The 15967-nt window shown below is 57.0% G+C and carries 13 protein-coding genes and 2 pseudogenes; 12 read left to right on the plus strand and 3 right to left on the minus strand.

The window, feature by feature from the left end:
• Positions 1-85: 85 nt before the first annotated feature.
• A pseudogene (locus tag NKH60_RS33485) lies at positions 86-375 on the minus strand (recombinase family protein); the annotation flags it as partial.
• Positions 376-474: 99 nt separating this feature from the next.
• Positions 475-1569 (minus strand): acyltransferase family protein, encoded by a 1095-nt coding sequence (locus NKH60_RS33490; RefSeq protein WP_352874918.1) that lies wholly within the window; start codon positions 1567-1569, stop codon positions 475-477.
• 310 nt (positions 1570-1879) lie between these two features.
• On the opposite strand from NKH60_RS33490, the gene NKH60_RS33495 reads away from it, so the two are divergent.
• Together NKH60_RS33495 and NKH60_RS33500 are read left to right on the plus strand one after the other, a co-directional pair.
• Entirely contained in the window at positions 1880-2245 is a 366-nt protein-coding gene (locus NKH60_RS33495; RefSeq protein WP_352874919.1) for a transposase, read from the plus strand.
• A 49-nt stretch (positions 2246-2294) separates the two neighbouring features.
• Positions 2295-2594 carry a transposase gene (locus NKH60_RS33500; RefSeq protein ID WP_352874920.1) on the plus strand — a complete coding sequence of 100 codons (300 nt, stop codon included), beginning with the start codon at positions 2295-2297 and terminating at the stop codon, positions 2592-2594.
• Between the two features lie 239 nt (positions 2595-2833).
• Here the strand turns inward: NKH60_RS33500 and NKH60_RS33505 are convergent.
• Positions 2834-3066: pseudogene (locus NKH60_RS33505) on the minus strand (IS110 family transposase); the annotation flags it as partial.
• Positions 3067-3259: 193 nt separating this feature from the next.
• On the opposite strand from NKH60_RS33505, the gene NKH60_RS33510 reads away from it, so the two are divergent.
• The 10 genes from NKH60_RS33510 to cysN form a co-directional block, all read left to right on the plus strand.
• The gene (locus NKH60_RS33510) at positions 3260-4285 is read left to right on the plus strand and encodes an IS110 family RNA-guided transposase (RefSeq protein ID WP_352469319.1); all 1026 of its coding nucleotides are present in this window, start codon (positions 3260-3262) and stop codon (positions 4283-4285) included.
• 543 nt (positions 4286-4828) lie between these two features.
• Positions 4829-5005 (plus strand): hypothetical protein, encoded by a 177-nt coding sequence (locus NKH60_RS33515; RefSeq protein ID WP_352874922.1) that lies wholly within the window; start codon positions 4829-4831, stop codon positions 5003-5005.
• A gap of 248 nt (positions 5006-5253) precedes the next feature.
• On the plus strand, positions 5254-5727 hold the full coding sequence (locus NKH60_RS33520; protein ID WP_352874923.1) for a hypothetical protein: 474 nt from the start codon (positions 5254-5256) through the stop codon (positions 5725-5727).
• A 535-nt stretch (positions 5728-6262) separates the two neighbouring features.
• Complete coding sequence (locus NKH60_RS33525) at positions 6263-7072, plus strand: tyrosine-protein phosphatase (protein ID WP_352874924.1); 810 nt, start codon at positions 6263-6265, stop codon at positions 7070-7072.
• Entirely contained in the window at positions 7072-7860 is a 789-nt protein-coding gene (locus tag NKH60_RS33530) for a polysaccharide biosynthesis/export family protein (RefSeq protein WP_352874925.1), read from the plus strand. Before NKH60_RS33525 ends, NKH60_RS33530 begins: the two co-directional genes overlap by 1 nt.
• A gap of 53 nt (positions 7861-7913) precedes the next feature.
• Complete coding sequence (locus tag NKH60_RS33535) at positions 7914-10298, plus strand: GumC family protein (RefSeq protein ID WP_352874926.1); 2385 nt, start codon at positions 7914-7916, stop codon at positions 10296-10298.
• Positions 10264-11442 (plus strand): tetratricopeptide repeat protein, encoded by a 1179-nt coding sequence (locus tag NKH60_RS33540; protein WP_352874927.1) that lies wholly within the window; start codon positions 10264-10266, stop codon positions 11440-11442. The genes NKH60_RS33535 and NKH60_RS33540 overlap by 35 nt, the downstream gene beginning before the upstream one ends.
• Positions 11439-12755 (plus strand): O-antigen ligase family protein, encoded by a 1317-nt coding sequence (locus NKH60_RS33545; protein WP_352874928.1) that lies wholly within the window; start codon positions 11439-11441, stop codon positions 12753-12755. Before NKH60_RS33540 ends, NKH60_RS33545 begins: the two co-directional genes overlap by 4 nt.
• Before the next feature lie 380 nt (positions 12756-13135).
• On the plus strand, positions 13136-14041 hold the full coding sequence (gene cysD / locus NKH60_RS33550) for a sulfate adenylyltransferase subunit CysD (protein WP_352616519.1): 906 nt from the start codon (positions 13136-13138) through the stop codon (positions 14039-14041).
• 2 nt (positions 14042-14043) lie between these two features.
• Positions 14044-15967: sulfate adenylyltransferase subunit CysN (gene cysN, locus NKH60_RS33555; RefSeq protein ID WP_352874930.1), on the plus strand; the 1924-nt coding region annotated here is incomplete at its 3' end.

Raw genomic sequence — 15967 nt, forward strand, 5'->3', positions numbered from 1 at the left:
AACTTCGCTCGTAAGGGCGACCTTAAGAGCGCAGCCTCGCTACCGTGCCGTCCTCTCGCAAGGCGGCCTTCGCCGGAGGGTATCGTTCCGTCTCGCTCATCGTGCCCTTCATGCCGAGCGCGAGCCGGTCGTTGGGCGAGGCCGAGTCGTAGACGCCGGTCCTCGTCGATAATCAGCGTGCCGACCTGCCGACCATACCGCAAAACTCCAGGAGCGTATGCCAGTCGCGCCCGTTGCGCGCCAGCCGGGAAGCGAGAGCACGGCACCGACGCGGCCCTCGCAGATTGCCGCCAGAAGCTTTTCGAAGCCGGGCCTGCGTGCGCCACCGCCCGATCGGCCAACATCTTCATCGATCACCTCGACTCGGGCCACTCCAACTGGAGTAGAGATCCCAGGCGTCGGTTCGTGTGGCGTCACTTTCACTGCGCATTCAGAGAAAAGATCGAAATTTTCATCATTTCGCCAGAATATCAGCTATGTTTTTGCCCTTGATCTACTTAATGCGTTCAGCGCTGGCTGCTCGAAATAAGTGAATAGCAAGAAACTAATAAGTAACGCTAGCGAAATTCCGAGAAATCGTACGAGTATCTTGGTAGCATCAGTGAAGTCAGAGTAGCCAGGAAGCCGATAAAGCGAGAAGAGAACTGGGATATGTGAGAGGTAGAGGGAATAGGACCAACGGCTAAGACCCTTAATAGAAGCGCCTGCCACGCCTCCAATAGCAGGGCAATCTAAAGAGGCCAGAACTATTAGCAGCGCGGAGAGGGGGATGGCAGTAAATAGAAGCGCAACCAGCACCGGGGGCATTGAGCTGCCGAAGTGCAGCAAACTGAGACCAAGCGTCGGCAAGAGAAGAATAGCCGCACACACGATCACTCGATGTGACAACATCCGCACCAAAGCTGAATGCCAGTGGACGAGCCATGCGCCAAGAACACCCAAAGCAAGAGCATCGAGTCGAAACCCCACCACCATTCGCATTTGTAAATTCGGGTGAGGGGTAGGATTCAGCACTCGGGTAAGAAATGAACCTGCAATCAGGATTAATATTGTGGCCAGAATAGCAGGGCGTGGACCACGGAACGCAGCAATAAAGAAAAGAGCGACAACCGGAAAAATTACATAGAACCATTCTTCAATGGCGAGGCTCCATGAGACTGAAAAGAAGTCGGAAATGGGCCAGAACAGATTCTGTGTGAAGGTCATGTAAGAAAAAAAATAGGTACTTTCGTCTGTGTCACGTGGCGGGAGCAGCGCCCAAAATACGAAAAGGAATAGGAAGTAATTTGGAAGAGTTCTGGCCCATCGGCGTCGCCAAAACGCAATCAGATCCCCTGCGCCGAAACCTTTCTCAGAACCGCGTATAAAGATTCCTCCGATCAGGAATCCGCTAAGTGCGAAAAACAATTCTACGCCAGCTACACCCAGGAACTCGACAGGGCGCCAGAGGTGCGACAATAGGACTAACGAAATTGCCGCCGCTCTGACGACATCCAGACCGAATGAATATTCTCCGCGTTTATACAGAAGCTCCGGTGATCCAGGGCGCGGCAAATGCTTTTGAAGCAAGGGTAGCCAATCCAATTTTGGGTTCGGGGGGAACTGGATACTCGCCCAATAACGAGCTGGCAAGGGATCGCCCGCTACTGCTATCTCAATGGGGGGCCGTTTCATGAGCCGGGCGCGCTGAGTTGCGGAGCACTCGCTCATGGAGTGCTTGCGAGGTGGGTCGGATTGCGGCGGAACTGCCCCTCAGACGCAACTCGCCAGCCTCCAGCAATGCCAGCTCCCATTGTCCCCGCGGCTCAATAGGTTCCGGAAATTCTGGACGTACGGTGCTGTAGTCACGCTGCCGGTTTCCCCCTACCCTCGATTGCTGGTGATCAAAACCGGAGAGATCGTGTGGCATTGGCCGGACAACTCCTTTCCTTCCCACAGTTTCTTGCAAATGGACACCTCGAAAAACCTGGCAATCGAGACTGCATTTTGGTTCACTTCGCCTGGTGATTTTGCTCGGAGGCGTTGGATACGGGGACAGGCGGGGTTCTGGGACATTGATGAGCGTTATGTGCGGCTGAGCGAGGCCGGCGATCCACTGGGGAAGCTGAACGCGGTGGTGCCTTGGGAGGTGTTTCGCAACCCTATGGCCAAGGCGCTGAAGCGCTCCGATGGCGCCAAAGGCGGCTGGCCGCCTTGTGATGCGGTGATGATGTTCAAGATCACGGTGATGCAGGCACTCTCATAGTCTCTCGGACGATTAGGCTGAGCTTCAGATCCAAGACCGGCTTTCCTTCATGCGGTTCCTCGGGCTGGGGCTCGGCGACAAGGTTCCCGACGCCAAAACGATCTGGTTGTTTAGGGAGCACCTCACGCAGCCCCGGGCGGTGGAGAACCTGTTTGCCCGGTTCGACAAGCACCTCAGCAAGGCCGGCTATCTCGCGATGGGTGGCCAGATCGTTGATGCCACGATCGTGGCGGCGCCGAAGCACCGCAACAGCAATGCCGAAAGGCCGACATCAAGGCAGGAAAGGTGCCGGACGAGTGGCAGAAGAAGCCAGCCAAGCTGCGCCAGAAAGGACCGGGACGCGCGCTAAACTAGACGGTGAAGTTCTCCAAGGCCAACGCCAAATAAGGAGGGAAAGACGAAGCGGCGCGACATCGCCGTTCCCGCCTTCGGCTGCAAGAACCAAATGGGGACGGCGCCCTGCCTGCAACGGTTGTCTTGCGTCGTTTTCGATCGCTTGCGTCCATATGTCCGGCCTTTGAGCGCGGTCCTTGCGGCTGCTGGCCAAGGTGGGGTTCGCGACACCCGTTCCAATCATGCCAGCGGTTGCTGCGCCGCGATCAGCACCAGCTCATGACCCATCCCCGACAGCGTGCGCGCCCATAATGCGAGCCGCCGCACGCCTCCAGCCCGATCCTCACCGGCGCAAGCTTGGCTAAGAACGGGACTACTGTCCGCCGTTGCAATCTACGCACCAGCACCGAACGCTCCGCAGCGTCGACACCATGCAGCTGAAAAACACTCTTGGATGTATCCATGCCAATACGGATAAGGTGTTCCACGGACGGCTCCCTTGTTTGAGATCTCAACGAACTCATTCTGGCACATCCGATGCCGTCGGGCGCCGTCCACATGGGTAATCGCGGGAGCGACGCGCCCTGAACCGATCATAGCCTTGGAGGGTGGCTGTTCCCCGATAAGATGAAATACGGGCTCACGACTGGACGCCGGGCCCAGCATCAACGGAGAACAGCCATGGAAGAACATATCGGTCTCGACGTGTCGATGAAAGAGACGGCAGTGTCGATCCGCCGTGAAGGCGAACGGATCTGGCGCGGGAAGTGCGCATCTGATCCCAGGATCATTGCCGAGCTTGTCCGCAAGCGGGCGCCGGCCGCAAAGCGCGTCGTGTTCGAAACCGGCCCGCTGTCAGTTTGGTTCTATCATGCGCTGCGCGCCGAGGGATTGCCAGCCATCTGCATCGATGCGCGCCATGCCAAAGCCGCTCTCGATATGGCGGCGAACAAGACGGATGCGAATGACGCCGATGGTTTGGCGCGTCTTGCTGAAGCAGGATTCTTTCGTGAGGTGCGCGTGAAAGGCTTCGACAGTATGTTGACCCGCACGCTCGTGGCAGCACGCACTCGGCTGGTCCGGATCACCGTCGAGCTTTCCAACCAGATCCGAGGGATCATGAAAACGTTCGGCTTGCTCGTTCCCGCCGGTAAGGGAACTACATTCGAAAAGAATGTCCGGAGCCTTCTTATCGATCAGAGCGAGCTTGCTCCTGTCGTCCTACCGATGTTGGAAGCCTGGCGCAGCATTCGCATCCGTGCCGCCGAGCTTGGGCGCCAGCTTGTCGCAGATGCACGTCAAAGCCAAGCATGCCGCATACTCATGTCGATCCCCGGCATCGGCGCCATTACCGCAACCTCTTTCGCCACTGCCATTGAAGATCCGGGCAACTTCAAGAAGTCCCGCTCTGTTGCCGCTTGGATCGGCCTGACAACTCGCCGCTACCAATCGGGAGAAGTCGATTATGACGGCCATATATCCCGACGCGGCGATCGACACTTGCGGGGACTTCTCTATGAGGCTGCGGCGGTCATCCTGACACGCAGCTCGATCGACAGCAGCCTGCGCACGTGGGGCCTCAAGCTCCGGGAGAGGGTTGGCTTCAAACGAGCTGCCGTGGCTGTGGCGCGCAAACTGGCGGTGATAATGCATTCGATGCTCAAGACCGGTGAGTTCTTTGATCGAAATGCAGGCGCCACAGCATGAAATCTTGCGAATAGCGTTCAGGATCTGAGCGCCTGAGACGTCCCTGCCGGGACGTGAGCCGAGCCATTCCGCTGATGGGGTTGCACCGCTGTCTCAGCAAAGTCCGTCGTCCACATTGAAGGCTCGTCCGCGGAGCTCCATCATGCGGCGACTGATGTCGACCGCGAAGACAACCATGCACCCGGCAGCGTCGTCTCGACGCAATTACATGCTTGACGTCCCAGCGGCGATTAGACAACCCCATCATGCCTCGATCGATCGACGGCACGGCTTTATCCGTAGCTGGAACGTCACCGGCGCCTCGGCTTATGACGGGGCGCAGCTTCGACAACGTGCTGGACAAGAACAACACCGGCTCGACGGTTTGGGCTGACGGCCTATCGCCCTGAACGTGGCGTGGCTGGAGAAGCACCGCAACTTCTCCGACATTCACCACAAGAAGCCGAAAGGCCGGGCAATGAGCGAGGCGATGGCACAGGCCAATGGCCGGCGCTTAAAAATCCGCGCCTTCGTCGAGCACGTCTTTGCTAGCAGAAGTCCCGCATGGGTCTGGTCGTGCGGAATATTGGTATAGCACGGGCCAGGACAAAGATCGGCATGCCCAATCTAGCCTACAACCTCACGCGCTACGTCTGGCAGCAAGGCGAACTGCGTCCGCTGACGACGAAATCGGTGAAATTGGCAGCCACCGGCCGAATTGATCGGCCCGCAAAGCGGTAAATTGCCCCTTGAACGTTCGCATTCATCAAGCTGCCCCGGTCAACGCTACTCGTTCAGGCCAAAGGGACGGTAAATCGAGGTCTGTATTCAGATCTCTAATGCTGTGTTCAATCAACCACACCGAAACCAAAATTATCTCGCATATGCGAAATGGGTTGGAATTGACGCAAAAAGCTGTTACGCGCTGGTTTCAGTAACTTAGTGGTTGGGTGGGCCTCAGGTAGCGTGGGACAGAAGGATCGAAACGGATGAACTTTGTTTTCAAAAATGCGTTGGCCGGATTTGCAGCCTTGCTCAGCTTCGCTCCGGTATCATCTTTTGCCCAGGATGCATCCTGCACCTGTGCAACGGCCTACCAGGGCGTAAGTCCGATCGGATCGCTCGGCCACGTCAATGGCGATGTAATGATCTCGCAGGTGGCAGGCTACGGCCCGGTGCAAGCGGGGGGCGCGCTGGATTTCGGCAGCCGTATCGTGGTTGGCGCCAATGGCTCGGCTTCGGTTCATGTCGGTGGCTGCAATCTGAGCGTTCCGGCCAATTCGACCCTCGATATCTCCCGTGTTGAGAACAAAATTTGCCTCAATGTTCTCGGTTCTGAGCACACCGCCCAAACGAGCAATCCCAACCGTAGCAACACGCCGCTGTTTATCTTTGGCGGCATGGCTCTTGGGGCCGGTATTTTGGCTGCCACGCAGGACAAGGACCACGGCGTCAGCGACTAAGTTGGCCGTAACCAGGGCAACGGAGACGCGTGGCGCTTCTGCTGTGTATCTGTTGTCGATCCGCAGGACTGCCTTGAGCCACGTGCTGGTGTTGTCGGTGTATTGGTCAGGCCGCTCAAGTCCAGGGCGATGTGCGGATGTTTGAGGTTGGCGATATTTTGGGGCGAAGGCCGGAGCGACGGTCCGTCCCGGCATTTGCATCGTGATCGGATCGCAATCTTCCGCTTGGCGCCGTATCGGTGCGAATTGCAGTTTCGACATTCCGGCGGCCATCAAGGTCGATCCCGTGGAAGGCGGCATGTGCGTAGCCTTGGAGACATCGGGCGTGGGGCTTGGCCTTGCGCCAATTCTGTGGGGCGGTGCGGCGCTGGTCACCGGCCTGCACGATGACGACTCTGTCAGCCAGTAGCTGCGACCTGGCGTTCATCGTATTGCAAGAGCTAGACGAATGCGTCATTCGCTGTCTTGGGAGTGACGCATTTAGGTTTTTTTGGGATGACGTCGCTACGCTGCTTCGTTGCGGTCACAAACACCCATGATCGATCTGCATTCCCATATCTTGCCCGGCCTCGACGATGGCTCACCCAGTCTCGCTGAATCGCTTCAAATGGCCCGGCTGGCGGTAGCCGACGGAACGACACACATGGCGTGCACGCCGCACGTGACGCCCGGCGTATACGAAAATGGAACATCGAATATCGTTCGCGCAGTTCAAGAGCTGCACCAGGCGCTGCGCCGCGCGGCCATACCACTTACTCTTTACGTCGGCGCCGATGTTCACATAGCGCCCGATCTTCCGGACCAATTGGCGGCCGGCAGTCTGCCTACTTTAAACAGGTCCCGCTATTTTCTGTTCGAACCGCCGCATCATGTTCTACCTCCACGAATGGAGGATCTTGTTCTACGCCTCATAAACGCCGGTTTCATCCCGATTCTTACTCATCCTGAGCGTTTGACCTGGATCAAAACGAATTACGACGTTATCGAGAGGCTGAACGCAGTGGGCTGCCTGATACAGCTTACTGCCGACTCGATTGTTGGTGCTTTTGGGCGCACGGCGCTTTATTATTCGGAAAAGCTGATTGACGAGGGCAGGGTGGATATTATTGCATCGGACACTCATAGCGCTACGCGCCGGCGTCCTGGGCTTTCGCAGGCGGTCGCTGCTGCTGCTAAGCGATGTGGGGAAGACGAGGCCCGCAACATGGTGTTGAAACGTCCAGGCGAAATATTGGCGAACCGGCCTCTTGAGCCGGTCGGAAAAGCACGACCGCAAAAACCAAACGCCGGCAACGCCGGCCGTTTTGGAGGATTTGGCCGCTTGTTCAAAGGCGGGATAGCGTGATGGGTATGTTTCGTTTTGCAAGAAGCCATATGAGCACACTATTCGTCTTGCTCGCTTCACTCGCAATGTCGGCATGCACGAGCACCTCGTCGACGACACCTTCTTCCTCGAGTTCGGTCGATGCGCTGCAATTGACGTCATCCTCGACGCCACTTTCGGGCGGCGGCGCTCTGCAAGTGGTAAAAGACCTGCCCGCGCCGCAAAATACCCAAAACGGCAGCGAGCAGCCATTGTCTCCGAATGACGTGCTCGAGGTGAATGTGTTTCAGGTAGACAATTTGAACAGAACCGTTCAAGTCGATGCTGGCGGCCAGATATCGCTTCCGCTTGTCGGAACCATCACCGCGGCAGGAAAAACCGTCCGCCAGTTGGAACAGGAAGTCGAAACCGCCTACGGCGCCAAGTACCTGCAGTCGCCTGATGTGACGATTTTTGTCAAGGAGTCTATTGGGCAGCGCATTACCGTCGACGGGGAAGTAAACAAGGCGGGCATTTATCCGGTGTCGAGCAATTCCTCGCTCCTGGATGCGATCGCGCTGGCGGGGAATTTCAGTCCGATCGGAGACGCAAGTAAGGTCTTTGTCTATCGCACTATTGGGCAGAACACGTTAGTCGCAAACTACAATGTGGAGGCGATTCGTGCCGGCAAGATGCGCAATCCGCGTATATATGGTGGTGACAAGGTCGTCGTCTTTGCCTCAAAATCGAAGATAGCAATGAACAACCTCAAAGACGCTCTTGGGGTTGCCTCAAGTGCAGCCCGAATTGCGGTGATCCCAGGGTTATAGATCGGCTGGTCGGAATTATCGGAATACAGACAAATCTAGGATTACCTCGCACCATGCTCGATCGTAACAGGCAGCATCAAATTGCAGGCCCAGGACAAGGCCAAGCCTTGTCTGCCGACCTTTACTATGACGGTGCGCAAAACTATAGCGCGTATGGCCGCGATTACTCAGAGCAGGAAGAGGGCTTCAACCCGCTAAAGCTGCTCTTTTACGTTGTCCAGTACCGGTGGCTGATCGTCATGATGGCGGCAACAGGACTAGTTGCCGGCATTATCGTTACGATGATGCAGACGCCAAAATATCAGGCAACAACGCAGTTGGAAGTGCTGGTCCCATCCGCCAAGGTCTTCCAGGACATCGAGGTGGTTTCCGAAAGCAGCGACGTGCGGGCCTTTCTCACCGCTCGTGAAAAGCTCAAAAGCCGTGCATTGGCCCAGCGTGTGGTGTTTCAATTGGGGCTCAGCGAAAAACCGGACTTCCTGTTCCCGACGCCTGATTTCTCCATTAGAAACATCTTCTATCGCGCGTTCGGTATTTCCAAGTCGCCTTCTATCAAGGAGAAAACCCCAGAGCAACGTGAGGCAATTGCGATCGGGCGAATCCTAAATGATCTCACCGTCAGCCTCGTTACCAACACGAGCCTGCTATCCATCACCTTTGTCGATCAGAATCCGAAGTATGCTAGTGATGTCGCCAATCAGGTTGCGCAAAGCTTTATTGATCAACGCCTCGATCAAACCAGCGAGACCTCGGACCTGGCACGGCAATTCATTCAGGAACAAGTTTTGCAGGTGAAGCAGAAGCTCCAGAAATCCGAAGAGGAACTCGTTGCCTATGCAAAGGACGCGGGCATCACGATAACAGGCGACGACAAATCACTGATAGGATCGAACATCGAGGCTCTGAACACTGCTCTGGCGACTGCGATCCAGGACCGTCTCGATGCAGGGCGGGTCGTGGACCAGATAGACAAGGGCCGCGGATCAAGCCTCGCTCCCGTTCTGGAAAGCGAAGGTCTGCAGAAGCTCAGCGAAAAACTGGCGGATCTAAATGGTCAATATCAGCAGAAGTTGGGTGTTCTGAAGCCTGGTTTTCCTGAAATGCAGCAGCTGCAGTCGCAGATCAAGGAGCTGCAACGGGTCTATAACAACGGCGTTTTGGCGATTACGGACTCGCTGCGGCTGAAGTACCAGGAGGCACAGAACAAGGAGGCCGATCTCAAGGCCAAACTTGCCGAAATGGAAAAGCAGCAGGTCGTCTTCAACGACAAGAACATCAAGTACACGATCCTGAAGCGCGAGGTCGATTCGAACAGGTCGCAATATGATAGCCTCATCGCCAAACTGAACGAGGTTGGGGTCAGCTCCGAGCTCAAAACCCAAAGTGCCGGTATCGTCGATTTCGCGACGCAGTCGACGGTGCCTTATTCTCCTCGCCTAAGCATCAACCTTGCGATCGCGTTGGCTCTCTTTCTTGCCCTGTGCGCGTCGATAATTTATGTCATCGAGCTATTGAACAACACCTTTACCAACCCTGAACAGGTTGAAAGGGAGCTGGGCTTGGCGATGCTCGGTATCTTGCCGCTCGTGGATGATCGGGAATTCGCGGCCAGCATCGCCGATCAGAAGTCCGGATTGTCGGAGGCCTACCGTTCGCTCCGAACGTCGTTGCAGTTCTCCGGTGCGGAAGGCGCGCCACGATCGCTGGTTGTCACCAGTTCGGAGCCTTCGGAAGGCAAGTCGACCACCTCGTTCAAACTCGGGCAGGACTTTGCCGCGCTAGGAGCAAGAGTACTCATCGTCGACGGCGATCTTCGAAAGCCAAACCTTCATCGCCTGTTTGGTCTCGACAATACGATTGGCCTGAGCAATCTGCTCACAAATACCGTTCGCAAGGAGGATTTGACGAGTATCTTCAGGGCGACGAAATACCCCAACGTTACCGTTCTGACCTCTGGGACCATCCCGCCAAACCCGGCGGATCTGCTGTCGTCGCCAAAGATGGCTCTGATCGTAACCAATCTTGGCAAGCGATTCGATGTTGTCATCATTGATGCGCCGCCGATCGTCGGCCTCTCGGATGCACCCATCCTCAGCCGGCTTGCCGAGGGGACATTAATGGTCATCTCCACCAATCAGGTGACACGTAAATCGGCCAAGACAGCGTTGAAGCGCCTGCGAGCTGCTGGCTCGAACGTGGTCGGAGCCGCGATGTCCAAATTTGCGGTAAACAAGTTCGATTATAATTACGCTTACAAATATATGAACTACCAGTATTACAACTACGGCACGGACCCGAGTACTCCGAAGATTGAGGGCAGAGTCGATGATGGAGCAAGCCAGCCCGCTTATGCAGAGTCTCCGGCGTTCAGGCGTTTGGTTCGTCGCGTCCGTTCTAGTATTAGTGGCTTCCTCGATCGGGCTAAGTCGATTTCTTGAAACAGAAACACCAGCTGCTTCTCTTGGGCTGGATCCGTTCAACGTCGACGCGTTGATAGCTGAAATCAGCAGTGACCTGAACGACACGAACAATGCTCCCGATCTTGATGCATTGCTTGCCAAGGCCAGAGGCGGGCTCGCCTTCGATCTGGCTGACGCGCGCCTCTATAGCCTGATCGGCGAAATCAAATTTCGGCAGGGCGAAAAGGACGAAGCCTACCAGCTCTTCGATCAAGCCCGAAAATTATCCAAAACAGAGATCCACGCGCTACAGAGATCCATTGGCCGCAAGATCGAAACAGGTGATTTGCGGAGGGCCGTTGGCGAGATCGACATATTGCTGCGGCGATGGCCAGACCAATTTTCGGCGATCGCCGAGGGCCTGCCGACAATTCTCTCACATCCAAATGGGTACCAGGCCGTGCTGACGGCCATCAGGGCGGAGGCGCCCTGGAGAGCCAGTCTGATCTCCGATCTTAGCAAAACTCCCGAGGGAATCGATTTCGCAAATCGGTTGCTGCTCGATTTGACCGGGTCAAGCGCACCACCTAATTCCGGCGAACTGACTGCGGTCACCAGCGGCTATATTAGCCAGAAGGAATATGGATCGGCATATCGGCTGTTTCTTTTCAGTCTCACTGACGAAGAACGGAAGCTGGGGGGGTATATTTTCAACAGCACCTTCGAACCCGGGTCCAGCGGCAAGCCTTTCGAGTGGCAGATCCGCGATCAATCGGGCTTGGAAGTTGCATTTGCGGCATCTGAGGGGGCGGTGGAGGGCGAAGGTGGAGCGACGGTCCGGTTCTTGAACACACCTGTCAAGAACACGGCTCTCCAGCAATATACGGCACTGCCTCCAGGTTCGTACAGGATTTCCCTGATTGCCTCTGCACGAAACCTGAAGCTTCCAAAGGAATTGTTCTGGTCGATCAGATGTGTTGACCCGGCGGGGGAAGTAGCGCGATTTAGCATTCCGGAGGGCACCTATAATCGTCAGAATCTCAGCCAGGAGTTTTCAGTTGAACCGTCTTGTCCACTCCAGTTGCTGAAGCTGCAGACCGCCGCCATTGCCGAGAGCTGGCGATTTCGATATATCGGCACCTTGGTAATGCACAAATTGAGCATTGAGAGACTTCCGTCTTGAACGGCCGACCGTCGGAATGGGATAAATATCTCCTCGGCTCGGTGCTGTTTGTATCCCTCCTGATCGGCGGTGGTACTGCAAGCGGCCTCTATACGGACGCGCTAATCGAAATTGCGGCGATGCTCTCGGCGGCGGCCGTCTTTTCGCAAAGCCCCGGCCAGAGAAGTCCCCATTCTGTTCTGTGCCTGGTGATCTTCGCTGTGGCATTGACCATCTTTCAAATCGTCCCACTGCCGGCGGCCATATTCGATGGGTTGCGACCGGAGCTGCTGCTCGGAGATCCCTGGATTGGAGACACTCGATTTCGCTTCATCAGCGTCGGCGTCGGCCGCACGGTCGAATGTCTGCTTTACCTTTTGGCCGCCGCGGCATTTTTTTTGGGCGTATTGCGGTTACGTGTCGAGCAGGTCAATGCGCTTCTTCCATTCTTTTTAATGGGTGTCATCTGCAACGGTTTGGCTGCAGCCATTCAATACTCGCTTTCCGACAACATCGCCATTGTTGGCCTGTTGCCTTTTACGATCAACGCCGGGCTTTTTGCCAATGTGAACCATTTTTCGGCTTTGCTTTTCGTGTCTATCCCATTCGTCGTCTATTATGGTCTGTTCCGCGGACACCTTTTGTCCGGATCCCTCGGCTTGGTCGCACTCTTGCTGCTGCTTTTGGCCGCCGGTTCGCGTGCCGGCGTTCTAATTGGGTTGGCGATCACCGTGTTGTCCGTCATCTTTCTTTCAGCCCGTTCGAGGGCGAGTGGGTTCAGCGTTCTCCTGGTTTTTATTGGGCTTTCGATCTACACGATGAGCGCCTGGACCAAGCTGGATGCACAGGTGCTCGATCCGGCTTTCGGGCGAGCAGAATTTGCCCGAACTACAATCGAGGGCATTAAGGACAATTGGGCGACAGGCGTCGGATTCGGGAATTTCCAGAAAGCCTATCAGATATACGAAAGGGAGGGCATGATTTTCAGGAACTACGTGAATCATGCCCATAATGAGTACCTTGAGATAGCCTTTGAAGGCGGGATTCCTGCTATCCTGCTGATGGTAGGTTATTTCTTGTTGCTTGTGGCTGCATTAGCCAGGGGTCGCCGCGACCCGCTTCAGAAGGCAGCATTTCTCTCTGTATCTTTCCTTCTTATTCATTCTCTGGTCGACTATCCGCTGCGAACTGAGGCGCTGGCGATCACCTTCGCCTATATGAACGCCATCATCTTTCACAAAGGATTTGCGGAACGCTTGAGCCGCCAGAGCGAAATGATCGAGATCGACCACAACGGTGACAAGCTTCTTGTTCCCATCGAAACCTCGTCTTAGCGACCTCGTCGCCACGATTGGCATCGCCTGAATGAGGCGGGAAGAACTATCAGCTGCGGCTTGCCGGTATGGCAGGTTCCGCTGCGAGTGCCCTGATCTCCGGCTCCTGGCGTTCGCCTTTCCGCGGCCCAGGCAATTTTCCGGGCCTCCCAAGCGCAACTGCTCGCTGGGCATGAATTTCCCGATTTTATCGGCTGTATGGAAAATTCATTCCCGAACCATTCGGCCGCTGGCTTGTCTTGCATTGTTCTGCGCAGGAACGATCTGCTAGAACGCCCGCACGAGAATAGATTGTCCAGAAGTGCAGCTTGAACCGGGCGGCTGAAGATCGCGCCCGTTTCAGCCCTTCTGTGGATGGCACGAAAGAACGCTCACAGTCCATGAACATCGCGCTTACGCACCTGCAGCGGCTCGAGGCCGAGTCTATTCATATTTTTCGCGAGGTGGCCGCGGCCTTTGCCAAGCCGGTCATGCTCTATTCGGTCGGCAAGGATTCGTCCGTGCTCATGCACCTGGCGATGAAGGCATTCTATCCGGCCAAGCCGCCCTTTCCCTTTCTCCATGTCGACACGACCTGGAAATTCCGCGAGATGATCGCCTTTCGCGACCAGATGCAGCAAAAGCTCGGCTTCGACCTCCTGGTCCATGTCAATGAAGACGGCGTGCGCGACAACATCAATCCGTTCGACCACGGCTCCAACACCCACACGCATGTGATGAAGACGGTTGCCCTGCGGCAGGCGCTCGACAAATACGGGTTTGACGCAGCCTTCGGCGGCGCGCGGCGCGACGAGGAGAAGTCGCGCGCCAAGGAGCGCATCTTCTCGTTCCGCAACGCCCAGCATGTCTGGGATCCGAAGAACCAGCGGCCGGAGATGTGGAAGATTTTCAACACCCGCGTCGCTGCCGGTGAATCGATCAGGGTGTTCCCGTTGTCGAACTGGACCGAGCTCGACATCTGGCAGTACATTCTCCAGGAAGACATCCCGATCGTGCCGCTGTATCTGGCCAAGGAGCGGCCGGTCGTAGAGCGCGATGGCATGCTCATCCTGAGGGATGATGAGCGCATGCAGCTGCGGCCCGGCGAAGCAGTGGAGAACCGGATGGTGCGGTTCCGCACGCTCGGCTGCTATCCTTTGACCGGCGCGATCGACTCGGAGGCCGACACTCTGGAGGCGATAGTCGGCGAAATGCTCACGGCGCGCACTTCCGAGCGGCAAGGTCGCCTGATCGACCGTGATGAAGCCGGCTCGATGGAAAAGAAGAAGCGCGAGGGGTATTTCTGAGTATGCGCCACATCATGGCCAAGAGCCTCGCCCCGACCGACGGCGTCCGCGACTATCTGGCGGCGCAGGAACGAAAGTCGCTGCTGCGCTTCCTGACCTGCGGCTCGGTCGACGACGGCAAGTCGACGCTGATCGGGCGCCTGCTTTCCGATACCAAGCAGATTTTCGAGGACCAGCTGGCCACGCTCGAGCGCGATTCGCGCAAGCACGGCTCCACCGGCGACGACGTCGACTTCGCGCTGCTGGTCGACGGCCTCGAGGCCGAGCGCGAGCAAGGCATCACCATCGACGTCGCATATCGCTTCTTCGCCACGCCAAAGCGCAAGTTCATCGTCGCCGACACGCCCGGCCACGAACAGTACACGCGTAACATGGCGACGGGTGCATCGACCGCCGATCTCGCCATCGTGCTGATCGATGCCCGCCAGGGGGTACTGCGTCAGACCAGGCGGCATTCGATCATTGCCTCGCTGCTTGGCATCCGCCACATCGTGCTCGCCGTCAACAAGATCGATCTTGTCGGCTTCGACGAGGCGGTTTTTGAACGGATCGTCGCCGATTACGCACAGTTCTCACGTGAACTCGGCTTCCAGACGATCGTCCCCATCCCTATGTCGGCCCGCTATGGCGACAACGTTACCGGCCGTTCCGACAGGACGGACTGGTATTCCGGCCCGACGCTGATCGAACATCTAGAAACCGTGTCGGTTGACGAGGCCGCGGTCGAATTGCCGTTCCGGTTTCCTGTCCAATATGTGAACCGCCCCAATCTCGATTTCCGCGGTTTCGCCGGCACCATAGCCTCCGGGTCGGTTGCGCCGGGCGACGAGGTGGTCGTCGCCAAATCCGGCAAGTCCTCTCGTGTCAGGCGCATCGTTTCGCATGGCGGCGACCTTCAGCAGGCTATTGCCGGCCAGGCCATCACCCTTGTCCTCGACGACGAGGTGGAAGTCTCGCGCGGCAATATGCTGGTCTCGCCGGCAGCGCGGCCGCAGGTCGCCGACCAGTTCGCCGCCAACATCGTCTGGTTCGACGAACACGCGCTGCTGCCCGGCCGCTCCTACATCCTGCGCACCGAGACCGACCAGACCAGCGCCACTGTCACCGACCTGAAATACCGGGTCAACGTCAACGACTTTGCCCATGAGGCGGCCAAGTCGCTTGAAATGAACGAAGTCGGCATCTGCAATATCTCGACGCGGTCGCCGATCGCCTTCGATCCGTTTGCCGAGAACCGCACCACCGGCGCCTTCATCCTGATCGACCGCATCACCAACGCTACGGTCGGCGCCGGCATGATCCTGCATTCGCTGCGCCGCGCCGAAAACATCCACTGGCAGTCGCTCGATGTCGGCAAGCGCGCGCGTGCCGATATGAAGAACCAGCGGCCGGCCGTGTTCTGGTTCACCGGGCTTTCCGGCTCGGGCAAGTCGACCATCGCCAATCTGTTCGAAAAGAAGCTGTTCGCCACTGGGCGCCATACCTACATTCTGGATGGCGACAACGTCCGTCACGGCCTCAACCGCGATCTCGGTTTCACCGACGCCGATCGTGTCGAAAACATTCGCCGCGTCGCCGAAGTGGCACGCCTGATGGCCGACGCCGGGCTGATCGTCATCGTGTCATTCATCTCGCCGTTCAGCGCCGAGCGGCGCATGGCGCGCGAATTGATGGCCGACGGCGAATTCGTCGAGGTGTTTGTCGATACCCCCTTCGAGGAATGCGCCAGGCGCGATCCGAAGGGTCTCTATGCGCGGGCGTTGAACGGCGAGATCAAGAATTTCACCGGCGTCGATTCACCCTATGAGGTGCCGGAGAAGCCCGAAATCCATCTCAAGACTCTCGGCAGATCGGCCGAGGAGATGGTGGACGCCCTGGAACACTGGCTGAACGAGCGGGACATTGCCGAAGACCAATATGACAGCG

This window comes from Mesorhizobium sp. M1006, from assembly GCF_040318825.1.
GTDB lineage: Bacteria > Pseudomonadota > Alphaproteobacteria > Rhizobiales > Rhizobiaceae > Mesorhizobium.